Origin of the sequence: Anaerococcus rubeinfantis (assembly GCF_001487145.1) — a bacterium.
GTDB lineage: Bacteria > Bacillota > Clostridia > Tissierellales > Peptoniphilaceae > Anaerococcus > Anaerococcus rubeinfantis.
This window is the reverse complement of the sequence record NZ_LN913015.1, coordinates 82,078-97,323: the sequence shown is the minus strand read 5'-3', so window position 1 is coordinate 97,323 and position 15,246 is coordinate 82,078. Positions and strand designations below refer to the sequence as shown.

Genomic DNA, 15,246 nt, shown 5'->3' with positions numbered 1-15,246 from the left:
ACAATATAAAATAATATGACCAAAGAATACTTTAAAAATGAAGAAAAGTTAGTAAAATGTAGATATATTATTTACAAAATTGAGGGATAAAATGAAAAAAATATTATATATATATAATCCAATGAGTGGGCAAAGGACTATAGGAAATCATTTAAGCTCGATTGTCGAATATTTTAGCAAAAATTCTTATTTTCCTACAGTTTATGCAACTCAAAAAGCAAATGATGCCAGAGAAAAGGTCAAAGAATTTGCCAAGGATTATGATGAAATTTTGGTAAGTGGAGGCGATGGAACCTTGGATGAGGTTGTATCGGGTTTATTAAAAGCAAAAGAAAATTCAATAATTGGATACATTCCAACAGGATCGACTAATGATTTTGCAAGATCATTAAAAATTCCTTCCGATATAAAAAAATCAACCAAGTACGCGATTAAAGGCGAGGTCATGGATGTGGATGTGGGGCAATTTAATTCTAAATTTTTCACCTACGTTGCAGCCTTCGGATCAATCGCCCAAGTTTCCTATGAAACTGACCAATCAATGAAAAATATTTTTGGAAGATTTGCCTATATTCTAGAAGGAGTAAAAACTGTATCAAATTTAAAATCCTACAAGGCGAAAATAAAAATTGATGATGAAGTTTTTGAAGGAGAATTTATCCATTTTATGGCGACAAATTCTGTTTCAGTTGGGGGCTTTAATAATTTTTATAATAAAAATATCGGCCTTGATGATGGAGTTTTTGAAGCTGTTTTGATAAAAAAACCAAAAGGCCTTATCGAATTAAACCAAATTATAGATGGACTTAGAAGCAAAAAAGAAAATGACAATATAATTTTTAGGTCAGGATCTGTTTTTAAAGTTGAAAGTGATGAAAAAATTGATTGGACTTTGGACGGAGATTTTGGCGGATCTTACAAAAAAAGTGAAGTCAAAGTTTTAAACAGGGCAGTTAAACTCAGGACTGGATTTTCAAAAGATAGCAAGGAGTTGATTTCTAACAAAAAATTAATTGACAAAAGAATATAGAGGTAGTATACTGTAAAATTATTTGATTTTACTATTTGACCAAAAAAGGTTATAATAATAGAGAGAACCTAGGAGGTCAAAATGTTTAAAATCGGTGATAAAATAGTTTATCCTATGCACGGCGCTGGGATAATAGATTCTGTACAAACCAAAGAATTTTTAGGCGAGGAAAAAGAATATTTTATACTCAAAATGCCTATAGGTAACATGGATATATCAATTCCAAAAGCAAATATCAATAAAATGAATATTAGGGATGTTATATCAAAAAAAGAAGGGGAAGAAATACTTGCAATTTTAGAAGAAGACCCAGAAGATTTAAATTCAAATTGGAACCTAAGATACAGGGAAAATCAAGAAATTTTAAAAACTGGAGATATTTTCAAAATTGCAGTTATGGTTAGAGACCTTGTTGCTTTGGACGATGACAAGGGACTTTCAACAACGGAAAAAAAGCTCTTGAATAGGGCGAGAAGAATTATGGCTAGTGAGCTAGTCATGTCAGGCTCTCTTGAAAAAGATGAGGCTGAGAAAATGATTGATGAATCAATCGGACTATAAAAATAGGAGAAGATAATGTTAAATAGAATATTTCGAATTATGTTTTCTGTAATCGGAGCTATTCTAGGCATTTCTGTATTAAAATTGGTACTATCTGTTGTGGATTTTACAATAGATAGTTCTGTTTTTTTCATTACACTTAATGTTCTAATAGCTTTAGTATTTGCAGGCATATTTTATTTTCTATCAGGTTTTATTTATAAAATGATGGAAGATGTATTTATGAAATTAGAAAAATATTTGGAGGACTTACCGCCTCTTAGTGTGGCAGTTGGAATAAGCGGGGTAATTGTAGGTTTAATTTTAGCCTTTCTTGCAACCAAACCATTAAGCTCTTTGTCGTTACCAGTAGTTGGTAATTCGATTTTTGTGCTATTATCCATTATTATTTATTTGGGCTTTGGACTTTTGGGTTGGAGAATTGCATCAAAATATCCAGACAAATACCCTCAAATATTCCAAAAAGTAAAAGAAGTAAAAATATCAAACAGAAGAGAAAATAAAAAAGAAATTTCAAAAGATACTTCCTTAAAATTAATCGACACATCAGTTTTAATCGATGGAAGAATTTTGGATATTATAAAGATAAATTTTATTGAAGGAAAACTTATAATACCAGAATTTGTCCTAGAAGAACTCCAACACATAGCCGATAGTCCCGATGATTTGAAAAGAGAAAGGGGCAGACGTGGGCTTGATGTTGTAAAAGAGATTAAAAAAAATAAGGATATAAATCTTGAAATTAGTTCAAAAGATTTTCCAGAAATAAAAGAAGTTGATTCAAAACTTTTGAAATTTGCCCAAGAAAGTGGAGCAAAAATTTTTACCAATGACTATAACCTAAATAAGGTTGCAGATGTTCAAGGAATTACAGTTTTAAATATAAATGATTTGGCAAATGCAATGAAAACCAAGGTTTTACCTGGAGAGATAATGGAAATTGAAGTTATAAAAGAAGGAAAATCAAGAAACCAAGGAGTTGGATATCTTGAAGATGGAACTATGGTTGTTGTGGAAGATGGAAAAGATTTGATTGGAAAGAAAATTAATACAACAGTAACCAGTGTTTTACAAACATCGGCTGGAAAAATGATATTTGTAAAAGCAAAGGAATAATATGATAGATGGTAAAAAAATATCTGCAGTGATTACGGCAGCGGGCAACGGACTTAGGATGAAATCTGACAAGGCCAAACCCTACATAGAAATTATGGGCAGGAAAATTCTAGAAATTAGCCTTGATACAATAGTGACTCTTGAAAAAATTGACCAAATAATTGTAGTAATAAGAAAAGAAGACGAAAATTATTTGAAAGATATTTTAAAAAAATATGAAAAGAAAATATCCTATGTTTTTGGAAAAGAAACAAGAGAACTTTCAACCTACGAGGGCCTAAAAGCTGTAGATAAAAATTCAAGCTTGGTCTTAACCCACGATGGGGTAAGACCTTTTGCAAGCAAGGAATTATTTGAAAAAGTAATAGAAAATTTGAAAGAGTATAAGGCTGTAATAAGTGCAGTAAAATCAAAAGACACGGTGAAAATCGTAGACGAAAATTTAATGGTAAAAACAACACCACTTAGAAAAGAAGTTTATAATGTTCAAACTCCTCAAGCTTTTGACAAGGATATGATTTTGGATTTTTACCAAAAATATACACAAAGTAGTTTTACAATAACAGATGATAGCCAGCTTTTTGAAATATTTAGTAAAGAAAAAATAAAGGTAGTCGAAGGCGAATATTCAAATATAAAAATGACTACACCAGAAGATTTGATATTTGCTAGAGGTTTTTTAGAGGATTAAAATGAGAATTGGAATAGGATATGATGTTCACAAATTAGTTTATAATCGAAAACTAATTTTGGGTGGAGTAGAATTTCAATATGAAAAAGGACTTTTGGGCCATTCAGATGCAGATGTTTTGGTTCATGCCATAATGGATGCAATTTTGGGAGCCCTAAACCTTCCTGATATTGGAAATTTATTTCCAGACACTGACAATGAGTTTAAGGATATTTATTCAATCAAACTTCTAGATAGGGTCGTAGAATTAATGGAAGAAAAATCCTATAAAATTGGAAACTTAGATACGGTAATTATTTGTGAACTTCCAAAAATTTCACCAAAAAGAGAAGAAATTCAAAAGAAATTGGCAAAACATTTAAAAACAGACCCGGAAAATGTATCAATCAAGGCTTCAACTTCAGAAAAACTTTCTTTTACAGGACGAGGAGAGGGAATTGAAGCAAGAGCTGTGGTTTTATTAGAAAAGATCGATTAAATTAAATTTATAATTTAAATTGTAGAAAGGATTAAAAAATGAAAAAATTATTTACCTCAGAATCAGTAACAGAAGGACATCCAGATAAGATTTGCGACCAAATTTCCGATGCGATTTTAGATGAATGTTTAAAACAAGATAAAAATTCAAGAGTAGCTTGTGAATGTGTAACAACAACAGGTCTTGTTCTAGTTGTTGGAGAAATTTCAACAAAAGCTTACGCACCAATAGAAAGCATAGCAAGAGATACAATAAGAGAAATTGGTTATGATGATCCAAAATTAGGATTTGATTATCAAAACGTAGCAGTTTTAACTTCTTTGATTGAACAATCTCCTGATATAGCTCAAGGTGTAAACGACTCAATGGATTTTAAATCTACAAATGATAAGTATGACAAAATCGGAGCAGGAGACCAAGGAATGGTTTTTGGTTATGCAGATGACGAAACCGAAGAATATCTTCCTTTATCAGTTGTTTATGCTCAAAAACTTGCACAAAGATTAACTTATGTAAGAAAAGAAAAAATTCTAGATTATTTAAGACCAGATGGAAAAAGTCAAGTTACAGTTGAATATGATGATGGAGAGTTGAAAAGAGTAGATTCTGTAGTTATTTCAACCCAACACTCAGAAGATGTAAGCCTTGAACAAATCAAAAAAGATATAATTGAAAAAGTAATCAAGGAAGTTATTGATCCAAAATACATCGACGATGATACTAAATTTTATATAAATCCAACAGGAAAATTTGTAGTTGGTGGACCAAAAGGGGATTCTGGACTTACAGGAAGAAAAATAATTGTAGACGCTTACGGTGGATATTCAAAATCTGGTGGTGGAGCATTTTCCGGAAAAGATGCCACAAAAGTTGATAGATCAGCAGCTTACATGGCAAGATATGCAGCCAAAAATATGGTGGCAGCAGGTCTTTGCAAAAAATGTGAAATTGGTGTAGCTTATGCAATCGGAGTTGCAAAACCTCTATCAATTTACGTAGATAGTTTTGGAACAGGAAAATATGAAGATGAAAAACTTGCAGAAATTGTAAAGGAAGTTTTTGACTTTAGACCTCAAGCAATAATTGATAAATTAGATTTACAAAGACCAATTTTCAAAAAAACTGCAGCTTACGGACACTTTGGAAGAAATGATGAAGATTTTACTTGGGAAAAATTAGACCAAGTTGACAAGTTAAAAAATAAATAGGAGAGTCCATGTCAAGGTTTAGAAAAAGTGTCGCAATAGATTTGGGAACAGCATCAGTCCTAGTTTTTGTAGAAGATAAGGGAATTTGCCTAGAAGAACCTTCAGTTATAGCCAAAGATACTCTTACTGGAAAAATCCTTTCAGTTGGAAAAGATGCAAAGAAAATTTTGGGAAGAACTCCAGGAAATGTAATTGCCTTAAAGCCTTTAAAAGATGGAGTTATTGCAGATTTTAATGCAACAGAAGAAATGCTAAAATATTTTTTGAAAAAATCTTTAGATAGGTCCTTGTTCAAGCCAGATCTTTTGATTTGTGTTCCAAGTAAGGCTACTCAAATTGAAAAAAGAGCAGTCCTTCAAGCTGCAGAAAACGCAGGAGCTCACAGAGTTTATTTAATTGATGAGCCTCTTGCAGCAGCAATTGGAGCTGATATAGATATTACAGATGAAAAAGGAAATATGGTTATAGATATTGGAGGAGGAACTTCTGATATTGCTGTTGTTTCTATGGGACAAATTGTAACAAGTGACTCTATAGAAATTTCTGGAGATACTTTTGACAATAATATAAAAGACCATATAAGAAAAAGATATAGAATGCTTATAGGCGATGCTAGTGCAGAAATGATAAAAATAAAAGCCCAAGAAGCTGATTATACAGATTCAATCGAAGTTGTCGGAAGACTTATTGACGATGGACTTCCTTCAAAAATATATCTTCCAGTCGGAGAAATTTATTCATGCTTGCTTCCATCTATTGATAAAATTATAAATGGGGTAAAAAATGTTTTAGAGCAAACTCCACCGGAATTAGCTGCAGATTTGTACGAAAGGGGTATATTTTTAACAGGCGGTGGAGCCTTAACATTGGGTCTTGCAAAAAGGATCAATGAAAGACTTCAAATCGATGTAAAAATTGCAGAAGATCCAAGAGAATGTGTAATCAAGGGAACAGCAAACGCCCTTACTTGGATTGACAATATTGATGAAGAAAAGAACGAGTCAATGAAAGCCAAGCAAAAACAGCTTGAAAAAAAGGAAAAAATGAGGAGAAGATAATGACAAAAAAACTAGTTTTCGTAAGACATGGACAAAGTGAATGGAATCTTGCCAATAAATTTACAGGATGGGTAGATGTAAATTTATCAGACAAGGGAGTTGAAGAAGCAAAAGAAGCTGGAAGAAAAATCAAAGAAGCAGGAATCAAATTTGATATAGCTTATACTTCAATTTTAAAAAGAGCAATCAAAACTTGTAACTTTGCCCTTGAATATTCTGACCAAATGTATGTTCCAGTTGTAAAATCTTGGAGATTAAATGAACGTCACTATGGAGCACTACAAGGATTAAACAAAAAAGAAACAGCAGAAAAATACGGAGATGAACAAGTTCATATTTGGAGAAGATCATACGATACACTTCCACCAGCTCTATCAGAAGAAGAAGCAAATGCACAAGCAAGTGAGGATAGATTTAAAGAATATCCAAAAGATATAATCCCAGTTGCAGAAAATTTAAAAGTAACACTCGAAAGATGTCTTCCATTTTATACAGACAATATTGCAAAAGACTTAATTGATGGAAAAACAGTTTTGGTAGCAGCACACGGAAACTCACTAAGAGCTATGGCAAAACATCTAGAAAAAATTTCAGATGACGACATAATGGATTTAGAAATTCCAACAGGACAACCACTAGTTTACGAATTAGATGATAATCTAAATGTAATCAAAAAATATTATTTATAAAAAAATAAAAATCAGGGCGAGTCCCTGATTTTTTTGTGTAAATATTTATATAATATATGGTGTCTTGTTATTTTACAATAATATTAAATGTTGCTATACTGTTAATAGCGAAATATTATAATGGAGTATTAAAATAGTAGAAAAAGATAATCTTCCGATTTTTTAAATTGATAGAAATAATTGCATTATTGATAATCGGGATTATTTTTAAGGAGAAAACGTAAAGTTTAAAGCTATTAGAAGATATATTTTAAACCTAATATTTACAATAATAGTTTCATTAGTATTTATTTCTATATTCATTATTTGGTTTTCCTCAAGAGGCATTTCCAATAATAGCTACTATAGGATTTTTGGTAGATGCAGGAGCGACAATGTTAAATGCATCTGGAGATGCAATAGCATCTATGATGGTTGCAAGAATAGTTGAAGGAAAAGATTGGATAGAAAAAGGTGAATTAAAAAATGAATAAATTGAAAATAGGAAACTTTCCAACACCAATTTATAAAATAGATACTTTGTCTGATTATTATGGGACAAATATTTATATAAAAAGAGATGATTTTTCTGGTTTAGAAGTTTCTGGAAACAAAATAAGAAAATTGGAATATTTAGTATATGATGCGATAGATAAAAAATGTGATGTTTTAATTACAAGTGGAGGAGTTCAATCAAATCATGCCAGGGCTACCGCCGCAGTTTCTGCTATGTATGGACTAGATTGTTATTTAGTACTAGAAGGCGAAGAAAAAGAATTTGAAGGCAATTTGTTTTTGGATAAGGCCTTTGGAGCAAAAATTATATTTACAAATAATGTAGAAGAATCAATAAAGGAAATTAAAGCTAAGCTTTTGGAAATAGGAAAAAAACCATATACAATTCCTATGGGAGGATCCAATTATCTTGGATCAAAAGGATATTTTGACCAATACAAAGAGATTTTGACTTACGAAAATGAAAATAATATAAAGTTTGATACAATTACTTTTGCAATTGGTTCAGCTGGAACATATGCAGGGATTTATCATGCTAATGAAAAATTATCAGCTGGTAAAAAGCAAATTCATGGCATATCTGTAAATAACAGTGAAGAATTCTTTATAAAAAAAGTAAAAGAAATTTTAAAAGATAGCGAAGATGAAATTGATACTTCAAAAATCTATATAAATGACAAATTTATAGGACCTGGCTATGCTAAATTTAGAAAAGAAGATATAGAATTTTATCTAGATATAGCAAGAAAAACAGGAATATTATTTGATCCTTGTTATACAGGAAAAGCATTTGAAGGATTTATTTCTAATATTGAAAACAAGTTCGACAAAAACGCCAATCATTTATTTATCCATACAGGAGGAATTTTTGGATGGACAAAAGAGATGAGAGATATGGCAAAAGAAATAGTAAAGGAAAAATAGATGTATAATTTCAAAGATACTTACAATAGACTTATAGAAGAAGCAAGCAAATACCAATGTTTAAAAAGCGTAGGTTTAGATGAAAAATCAGATGTTGTTCCTATGACAACAGCTGATATGGACTTTAAGCTTGCTGATGAAATAGGAGAAGAAATAAAAAAATATGTAGACAGCCATGTGCTTGGATATTCTAGAATAACAGAAGACTACCTAGATGTGTGCTTAGCCTATTATAAGAAAAATTATAATTACGAACCAAAAAGAGAGGCCATAGTAACAGTTCCTGGAATTGTAACAGCCCTATCAACAGCAGTTGCATCATATACAAAAGAAAATGAAAAAGTAATAATATTTACACCAGTATATCCACCATTTTATGAAGTTGTTGAGATGCAAAACAGAAAATTATCAACCTGCAAACTTATTGATGAGGATGGAAACTATAAAATTGATTTTAACAAATTAGAAGAATTAGCAAAAGATGAAAAAGCAAAACTAATTTTACTATCAAATCCTCACAATCCAGGTTCAAGAGTTTGGACAAGAGAAGAATTAGAAAAAATTGCAAAAATAGCAAAAGAAAACAATCTTATAGTTGTAAGCGATGAAATACACTCAGATGTAATACATGATGGATATGAACATGTTTGTTACGGAAATTTAGTAGATGGAAAAGATAATTCAATAATTTGCCATGCAGCATCAAAAACTTATAACATAGCAGGTCTTCAATGCTCAAACATAATAATTGAAAATAAAGACTTATACGATAAATTTGTCCAAACAAACCTATCAAGAGGAATAGAAAGAGCAAATGTATTGGGCATGGTAGCGACAAAAGCAGCCTTTGAAAAGGCAGAAGCTTGGAAAGAAGAAATGAAAAAAGTTATAATGGAAAATTATAACTTATTAAAAGATTTCTTTAAAGATAAAAAAGGCTTCAAACTTGCTAATCTAGAATCATCATTTTTGGCCTGGCTTAGCTATAAAGACCTAGAAATAAGCCACGATGATTTCATAAAATTAATCCACGAAGCAAAATTTTTGGCAGCAGACGGCCTTGATTATGGAAAAGAATCAGAATATTATATAAGAATTAACCTAGGCCTACCTAAAGAAAAGCTAAAAGAAAATTTAGATAGGTTAGAAGAAAAATTGAAAGATAAAGCTTTGATCTAATAGGATATTATGTAAAAATACTGGAAAATGTATCAAGTTCTTTTTTGGACTGATACATTTTTATTTTATAAAAATTCTAAATATTTAATATACTATTTTAGTATGAGTATCGTTTAAAATAGAGTTTTAAGATGCAAAAATCAACTCATAATAACAGAACCTACAGTAACAAATGTTAATGATGTTTCTATTATTTTGATTAATTAATTTTTAATAATAAAGCCCTCACTAGTAAAAAAATCAAATAGTGAGGGCTTGTTATTTCTTTAGATTTTATTTTTAAATTAATAATACAAAATGAAGCAGAAAAAATTAATCAAAATGCTTGACATCGATTTCAAAGTGAGTTATTATATAAATATAATACGTATATACATATGAAAACGCAAATACGAACAAATTTAAAAAGGCCAATTTAAATTTAAGATGGAAGGAGATACTGAGCATACTTGCATAAAATATTATGACTTACCAAAAATTTATAATATTAGAAAGTTAGAAAAGTAGCTATACTTATATATGAAACTAAAAAATATTTAAATTAATAAGAAATGTAAAAATATTTCTATATAAGTAAACAACGAGTGATATTATTGAACAGAAAATTTTACTAAGTAATAAAATGTTTGTATTTATGTAAAATCAATATAATAATAGGAGATAATTATGATTTTAAAATTTTTAAAAAAAGTTCCGGCGGGAATGATGATAGTGCCAATGTTTCTATCAGCTCTTATAAATACATTTTTCCCAGATATGTTACAAATAGGATCATTTACTACGGCTGTTTTTACTAGTGCAGGAACAGCAGCTGTTTTGGGTGTTCAATTAGTTTGTATGGGAGCTCAATTAAGAGTTAAAGAATTAGCGGAAGTAGTAAGAAGAGGTGGTGTGTTACTTTTATCTAAATATGTCATTGGAGCTATCATAGGAATAATTGTAGGAAAAGCTTTTGGTATGGTAGGTATTTTTGGACTTACAACTCTTGCAATAATAAGTGCCATAACAAATTCAAATGGTTCAATGTATTTGGCATTAAATGTTGAGTATGGAGATGAAGTTGATCAAACAGCAATGAGTTTGTTAGCTATAAATGATGGACCATTTTTAACATTGGTTACTTTGGGAGCTAGTGGTTTAGCACAAATTCCTATAACTTCTCTAATAGCAGTAATAGTTCCTATAATTTTTGGAATGATAATTGGAAATATAGATAAGAAAATGAGCGAATTTTTAGAGCCAGGTATAGGATTACTTTTACCATTTGTTGGTATTACTTTGGGTGCTGGTATTGATGTAAAGGGAATAGTTGCTGGAGGAGCTCCTGGAATACTGTTGGGTATAATCACAGTTTGTATTAGTGGGCCATTTGTGGTTTTGTGTGATAGAATTTTCAATAAAAGACCTGGCTATGCAGGTTGGGCTGTTTCATCAACTGCAGGAAATGCGATTGCTGTACCTGCAGTAGTAGCATCAATTGATGCAAGTTGGGCACCATATGTTACAGCAGCAACAACTCAAGTTGCGGCATCTACAGTTATGACAGCTATATTAATACCTATAATAACAGCTTGGTGGGCAAAAAAATACGGATGCCCTAAATATCCACTACAAGGACAAGACTTTAGCAAAAAAGATTGGAAAGCAAAATAAGACTAGGAGAATGATATGATAAATTCTGTAATTATAAATGATAAAGATAATGTAATTGTAGCTATAGAACCTATAAAAAAAGGTGAAACTATTGAATACAAAGATTTGGATGGAGAAATAAAAAGCTTGAAAGCTTTAGATGATATTAAAATCTATCATAAAATAGCAATTAAAAATATAAAAATTGAACAACCTGTAATAAAATATGGAGAACATATAGGATTTGCCATAAAAGAAATAAAAATTGGTGAACATGTTCATGATCATAACACTGAAGGTCGTCGTGAAGATCTTGAGGCTATAGAATAAAAGGAGAAATAAAATGACAAAAACTTTTTGGGGATATAAAAGAAGCGATGGAAGAGTTGGGATAAGAAATCATATTTTAGTTTTACCATGTTCAGTATGTGCATCTGATACAACTAGAATAATTGCAAGTCAAGTTAGAGAAGCTGTTACTTTTAATATGCAATTGGGCTGTTCTCAATTAGGCAAAGATTTTGAGTATACCCTTGATACATTGGCAGGATTTGCTGCAAATCCTAATATTTATGCTACTGTTTTAGTTTCTTTGGGTTGTGAGAATGCTCAATTAAATTTAGTAAAAAAAGAAATTGAAAAAAGAACGAATAAACCAATGGAATCTGTAATAATCCAAGAAGAAGGTGGAACATTAAAAGCGATAGAAAAGGCTACAAGATATGCAAAAGAATTTGCAGCAGAAGCTTCTATGCTAAGAAGAGAAGAAGTTCCAATTTCTGAACTTATTATGGGAACAGAATGTGGAGGATCAGATCCTACAAGTGGTTTGGCATCAAATGTTTTAATCGGAAATTTATCAGACAAAATGGTTGAAAATGGCGGTACAACTGTTTTAAGTGAAACAACAGAATTTATAGGAGCTGAGCATATTTTGGCAAGAAGAGCTAAAAATGATGAAGTTAAAAAAAGAATTTATGATATAGTTCATAGATTTGAAGATCACATAATAAAAAATACAGGAGAAGAAGTAAGAGAAGGAAACCCATCTCCTGGAAATAAAGAGGGTGGATTGACAACTTTAGAAGAAAAATCACTAGGATGTATTCATAAAGGTGGAACTACAACCGTTAATGGTGTTTATGATTATTCAAAACAATTAGAAACAAAAGAAGGCCTAGTAATAATGGATACTCCAGGAAATGATCCATCATCTGTTGCTGGAATGATTGCAGGTGGATGTCAAATAGTTGTATTTTCTACAGGTAGAGGGACACCTACAGGAAATCCTATAGCTCCAGTTGTAAAAATAACTGGAAATAGAGAAACTGCAAAGACTATGTCAGATAACCTGGATTGGGATGCAAGTCCAACTATATACGGAGAAAAAACAATGGAAGAATTGGCGGATGAATATTTTGACGAAATGATTGATTTCTGTAATGGTAAATTGACTAAGGCAGAAACTTTGGGATATACTGAACTTGCTATTCAAAGAGGAGCCAATTTCGTTTAAAATAAAAATTTTAGGAGATTAGAATATATTTTAGGAGGAATTTATGTGTGAAATAATAGTGCCAGTTGTTACGGTTTTTGGTGAAAATGAGAAGCCTGATTTTGAGGAGAATAAAAAAGTTATTGATTTTCTTGTTAATGGTGGAGTTGATGGTATTCTTGTCCTTGGTAGTACTGGGGAATTTACCGTACTTGATTATGAAGATAAGTTGCAATTTGCAAAAGATTATTATGATTATACAAATGGTAGAGTGGATTTGTATTTTGGTAGTAATTGTCCATCATTTGAGGATACAGTTAAGCTTAGTAATGAGGCTATAAAAATCGGTTACAAAGGAGTTATGGTTATTGGGCCATATTATTTTGGAACTGATGATGAGAAAATGTTCATTTATTATAATGAATTGGCTAAAAAAGTTGATGGAGATATTTATATTTATAATTTCCCAGCAAGAAGTGGATATTCAATTTCTGGAGATACTTATGCTAAATTAGTAAATGAAAATAATAATATTGTTGGATTGAAAGATTCTGTTATGGATCCTCTCCATACTAATAGGCTTTTAAGAAGTACAGAAGGTAAAAACACAAAAGTTTATTCAGGCTTTGATGATCAATTTTTGTACAATTTAACTACAGGCGGAGCTGGTTGTATTGGTGCATTAGCTAATCTAGTTCCTGATTTATGGGCTGATTTAATTAAAGCTACAAAAGAGAAAAATTTTGAAAAAGTTTATGAATTATCAAGTTTAATTCACAAATTAATGCCTTTGTATGACCTTGATAGTAATTTTTCACACTTATTTAAAAGATTGATGGGAGTAAGAGGAGTTGATATTTCATCAAAATCAATTTTTCCATATAATCAACTATCAGAAGATATTTATGAAAAAGGTAGAAAAATTTTGGAAGATGTAGTTCAAGAATACGAACAAATAAAATAGTTGTGTTATAATAGACCATGAGAGGTGAGGTCATCATGGTTGAAAAATTACACAATCCCACATTAAGGGTTGTAAGAATTCTTGAGTTAGTAAATAATTATGAGAATGGAATTTCATTAATAGATATATCAAAAAAACTGGCTATACCAAAAAGCACATTAAGTCCAATTTTAAAAACCTTGGAAAAAACTAATTTTCTAGAAAAAAATGATAAAGGATGCTATGTAGCATCCTTTAAACTTTTTCAGTTAGGCTTGTCATATTCTGGACACCTTGATTGCTTATCTACAATTATAAAACAAATGGAAATAGTTGTTGATAGGATAGGAGAAATTGTACAATTTGGTGTTTTAGATGATTACATGGTTTTTTATTTAGGGAAAGTCAATGCTAGCGATAATATAGAAATTGTAAGTTCAGTTGGCAAAAAAATACCTGCCATAAATACTGGTTTGGGCAAAGCTTTGTTGTCAGGTTTTAGCGATCAAGAAATAATTGAAAAATACAAAAATTATGATTTTGTAAAATATACGGAAAATTCTATAAGCAATGTAGATGAGTTAATAAAAGATATACATAAAGTAAGACAGATTGGATATGCAGTTGAAAATCAAGAATTCACAATGAATACATCTTGCGTAGCCGTTCCAATTAGAGAAAGTGGAAAAATAAAGGCGGCTATGTCAGCTACTTATCCTATGTTTAGAAAGACAGAAAATACAGAAAAAGAAATAGCAAAAGTTCTTATGGAACAAAAAGAAATTTTAGAAGATATAATAAAAATTCAAAATTTAAATTTAGATTTTGCAGATAGGGGAGTATAGTGAAGGTTTTTTATGTAGAAATAGAAAATCATAAAAAAATTTTAATTGAAGAAAAAGAAAAAGCATATTTGCTAGAAAGTTTGGGATACAATTTTAATGATATAAATGATCTTATATCATCCGGAATTGATTTATTAAAACTTGATTTATCAAAGGCAAAAGAGGTCAATAAAAATTATAAAATTTTAAGCCCAATAGAATATCCAAAACAAGATATAATTTGTGTGGGCATGAATTATACAGACCATAAAGACGAGGTGGAGCTTGTTTCCAAAAAAGATTTTACCAAAGACGTTGATACAATTTATTTTTCTAAGAGAGCAAATAGAATTATTGGAAACGATGAAAATATTCCTTTAAATGAAAAAATAACGTCATGTCTTGATTACGAAATCGAATTAGGAGTAATAATTGGTAGAGATTGTAAAAATGTAAAAGCAGATGAGGCGAAAAATTATATATTTGGATTTACTATTTTTAACGATCTTTCAGCGAGAGATCTTCAGACCAAGTATAAACAATGGTATTACGGGAAAAGTTTTGATGGGTCATCAGTTATGGGGCCTTGCATACTTATTAATGATGGAAATTTTGATTATGACAATTTGAAGCTAAGTACAAAAATTAATGGAGAAATCAGACAAGAAAATTCTACAAAAAATATGATTTTACCAGTAAATAAAATGATAGAAAATTTGTCAGAAGTCATGACCTTAAAAAAAGGAACAATTATAGCAACAGGAACTCCATCAGGAGTCGGAATGGCACACAATCCAAAAAAATTTTTGAAGAAAGACGATGAGATTGTAATGGAAATTGAAAATATTGGTGTTTTGAAAAATTTTGTTAAGTAATTTTGTTAAAATTTAAAAAGGTCTTATATTTGCAAAATGATTTTGCTT

At 30.5% G+C, this 15,246-nt stretch carries 16 protein-coding genes and 1 pseudogene; all 17 read left to right on the top strand.

The features are described from left to right. Positions 1–91: 91 nt before the first annotated feature. Complete coding sequence (locus tag BN3265_RS00495; protein ID WP_058989641.1) at positions 92–1,030, top strand: diacylglycerol/lipid kinase family protein; 939 nt, start codon at positions 92–94, stop codon at positions 1,028–1,030. A gap of 81 nt (positions 1,031–1,111) precedes the next feature. Further along, entirely contained in the window at positions 1,112–1,591 is a 480-nt protein-coding gene (locus BN3265_RS00490) for a CarD family transcriptional regulator (protein WP_058989640.1), read from the top strand. A gap of 15 nt (positions 1,592–1,606) precedes the next feature. Continuing rightward, positions 1,607–2,707 carry a PIN/TRAM domain-containing protein gene (locus tag BN3265_RS00485; RefSeq protein WP_058989639.1) on the top strand — a complete coding sequence of 367 codons (1,101 nt, stop codon included), beginning with the start codon at positions 1,607–1,609 and terminating at the stop codon, positions 2,705–2,707. Position 2,708: 1 nt separating this feature from the next. Further along, entirely contained in the window at positions 2,709–3,398 is a 690-nt protein-coding gene (ispD, locus tag BN3265_RS00480; RefSeq protein WP_058989638.1) for a 2-C-methyl-D-erythritol 4-phosphate cytidylyltransferase, read from the top strand. 1 nt (position 3,399) lies between these two features. Beyond that, positions 3,400–3,876, top strand: coding sequence for a 2-C-methyl-D-erythritol 2,4-cyclodiphosphate synthase (gene ispF / locus BN3265_RS00475; RefSeq protein ID WP_058989637.1), 477 nt, complete (start codon positions 3,400–3,402; stop codon positions 3,874–3,876). A gap of 38 nt (positions 3,877–3,914) precedes the next feature. After that, the gene (gene metK, locus BN3265_RS00470) at positions 3,915–5,084 is read left to right on the top strand and encodes a methionine adenosyltransferase (RefSeq protein ID WP_058989636.1); all 1,170 of its coding nucleotides are present in this window, start codon (positions 3,915–3,917) and stop codon (positions 5,082–5,084) included. Positions 5,085–5,092: 8 nt separating this feature from the next. Beyond that, positions 5,093–6,142 (top strand): rod shape-determining protein, encoded by a 1,050-nt coding sequence (gene mreB / locus BN3265_RS00465; protein WP_058989635.1) that lies wholly within the window; start codon positions 5,093–5,095, stop codon positions 6,140–6,142. Further along, complete coding sequence (gpmA, locus tag BN3265_RS00460) at positions 6,142–6,831, top strand: 2,3-diphosphoglycerate-dependent phosphoglycerate mutase (protein ID WP_058989634.1); 690 nt, start codon at positions 6,142–6,144, stop codon at positions 6,829–6,831. The genes mreB and gpmA overlap by 1 nt, the downstream gene beginning before the upstream one ends. Positions 6,832–7,133: 302 nt before the next feature. Then, positions 7,134–7,304, top strand: a pseudogene (locus tag BN3265_RS09710) (cation:dicarboxylate symporter family transporter); the annotation flags it as partial. After that, positions 7,297–8,250, top strand: a complete 954-nt coding sequence (locus BN3265_RS00455) for a 1-aminocyclopropane-1-carboxylate deaminase/D-cysteine desulfhydrase (protein WP_058989633.1) — start codon at positions 7,297–7,299, stop codon at positions 8,248–8,250. The pseudogene BN3265_RS09710 and the gene BN3265_RS00455, both read left to right, overlap by 8 nt. After that, positions 8,251–9,429 carry a MalY/PatB family protein gene (locus BN3265_RS00450; protein ID WP_058989632.1) on the top strand — a complete coding sequence of 393 codons (1,179 nt, stop codon included), beginning with the start codon at positions 8,251–8,253 and terminating at the stop codon, positions 9,427–9,429. It abuts the gene before it with no gap. 666 nt (positions 9,430–10,095) lie between these two features. After that, a complete protein-coding gene (locus BN3265_RS00445; RefSeq protein ID WP_058989631.1) occupies positions 10,096–11,082 on the top strand; it encodes a 2-keto-3-deoxygluconate permease in 987 nt (328 codons plus the stop codon). 15 nt (positions 11,083–11,097) lie between these two features. Further along, a complete protein-coding gene (locus BN3265_RS00440; RefSeq protein WP_058989630.1) occupies positions 11,098–11,391 on the top strand; it encodes a UxaA family hydrolase in 294 nt (97 codons plus the stop codon). Positions 11,392–11,404: 13 nt separating this feature from the next. Then, entirely contained in the window at positions 11,405–12,577 is a 1,173-nt protein-coding gene (locus tag BN3265_RS00435; RefSeq protein ID WP_058989629.1) for a UxaA family hydrolase, read from the top strand. Between the two features lie 43 nt (positions 12,578–12,620). Further along, positions 12,621–13,520: a dihydrodipicolinate synthase family protein gene (locus BN3265_RS00430; RefSeq protein ID WP_058989628.1), complete on the top strand. Its 900-nt coding sequence runs from the start codon at positions 12,621–12,623 to the stop codon at positions 13,518–13,520. Between the two features lie 35 nt (positions 13,521–13,555). Next, positions 13,556–14,344 (top strand): IclR family transcriptional regulator, encoded by a 789-nt coding sequence (locus tag BN3265_RS00425; RefSeq protein ID WP_058989627.1) that lies wholly within the window; start codon positions 13,556–13,558, stop codon positions 14,342–14,344. Next, complete coding sequence (locus BN3265_RS00420) at positions 14,344–15,198, top strand: fumarylacetoacetate hydrolase family protein (RefSeq protein WP_058989626.1); 855 nt, start codon at positions 14,344–14,346, stop codon at positions 15,196–15,198. The genes BN3265_RS00425 and BN3265_RS00420 overlap by 1 nt, the downstream gene beginning before the upstream one ends. Positions 15,199–15,246 lie beyond the last annotated feature (48 nt).

Excerpts from the sequence above, each read along its gene's own strand:
- BN3265_RS00495 (WP_058989641.1), top strand. The coding sequence starts at position 92 with ATGAAAAAAATATTATATATATATAATCCAATGAGTGGGCAAAGGACT.
- BN3265_RS00490 (WP_058989640.1), top strand. The coding sequence starts at position 1,112 with ATGTTTAAAATCGGTGATAAAATAGTTTATCCTATGCACGGCGCTGGG.
- BN3265_RS00485 (WP_058989639.1), top strand. The coding sequence starts at position 1,607 with ATGTTAAATAGAATATTTCGAATTATGTTTTCTGTAATCGGAGCTATT.
- ispD (WP_058989638.1), top strand. The coding sequence starts at position 2,709 with ATGATAGATGGTAAAAAAATATCTGCAGTGATTACGGCAGCGGGCAAC.
- ispF (WP_058989637.1), top strand. The coding sequence starts at position 3,400 with ATGAGAATTGGAATAGGATATGATGTTCACAAATTAGTTTATAATCGA.
- metK (WP_058989636.1), top strand. The coding sequence starts at position 3,915 with ATGAAAAAATTATTTACCTCAGAATCAGTAACAGAAGGACATCCAGAT.
- mreB (WP_058989635.1), top strand. The coding sequence starts at position 5,093 with ATGTCAAGGTTTAGAAAAAGTGTCGCAATAGATTTGGGAACAGCATCA.
- gpmA (WP_058989634.1), top strand. The coding sequence starts at position 6,142 with ATGACAAAAAAACTAGTTTTCGTAAGACATGGACAAAGTGAATGGAAT.
- BN3265_RS00455 (WP_058989633.1), top strand. The coding sequence starts at position 7,297 with ATGAATAAATTGAAAATAGGAAACTTTCCAACACCAATTTATAAAATA.
- BN3265_RS00450 (WP_058989632.1), top strand. The coding sequence starts at position 8,251 with ATGTATAATTTCAAAGATACTTACAATAGACTTATAGAAGAAGCAAGC.
- BN3265_RS00445 (WP_058989631.1), top strand. The coding sequence starts at position 10,096 with ATGATTTTAAAATTTTTAAAAAAAGTTCCGGCGGGAATGATGATAGTG.
- BN3265_RS00440 (WP_058989630.1), top strand. The coding sequence starts at position 11,098 with ATGATAAATTCTGTAATTATAAATGATAAAGATAATGTAATTGTAGCT.
- BN3265_RS00435 (WP_058989629.1), top strand. The coding sequence starts at position 11,405 with ATGACAAAAACTTTTTGGGGATATAAAAGAAGCGATGGAAGAGTTGGG.
- BN3265_RS00430 (WP_058989628.1), top strand. The coding sequence starts at position 12,621 with ATGTGTGAAATAATAGTGCCAGTTGTTACGGTTTTTGGTGAAAATGAG.
- BN3265_RS00425 (WP_058989627.1), top strand. The coding sequence starts at position 13,556 with ATGGTTGAAAAATTACACAATCCCACATTAAGGGTTGTAAGAATTCTT.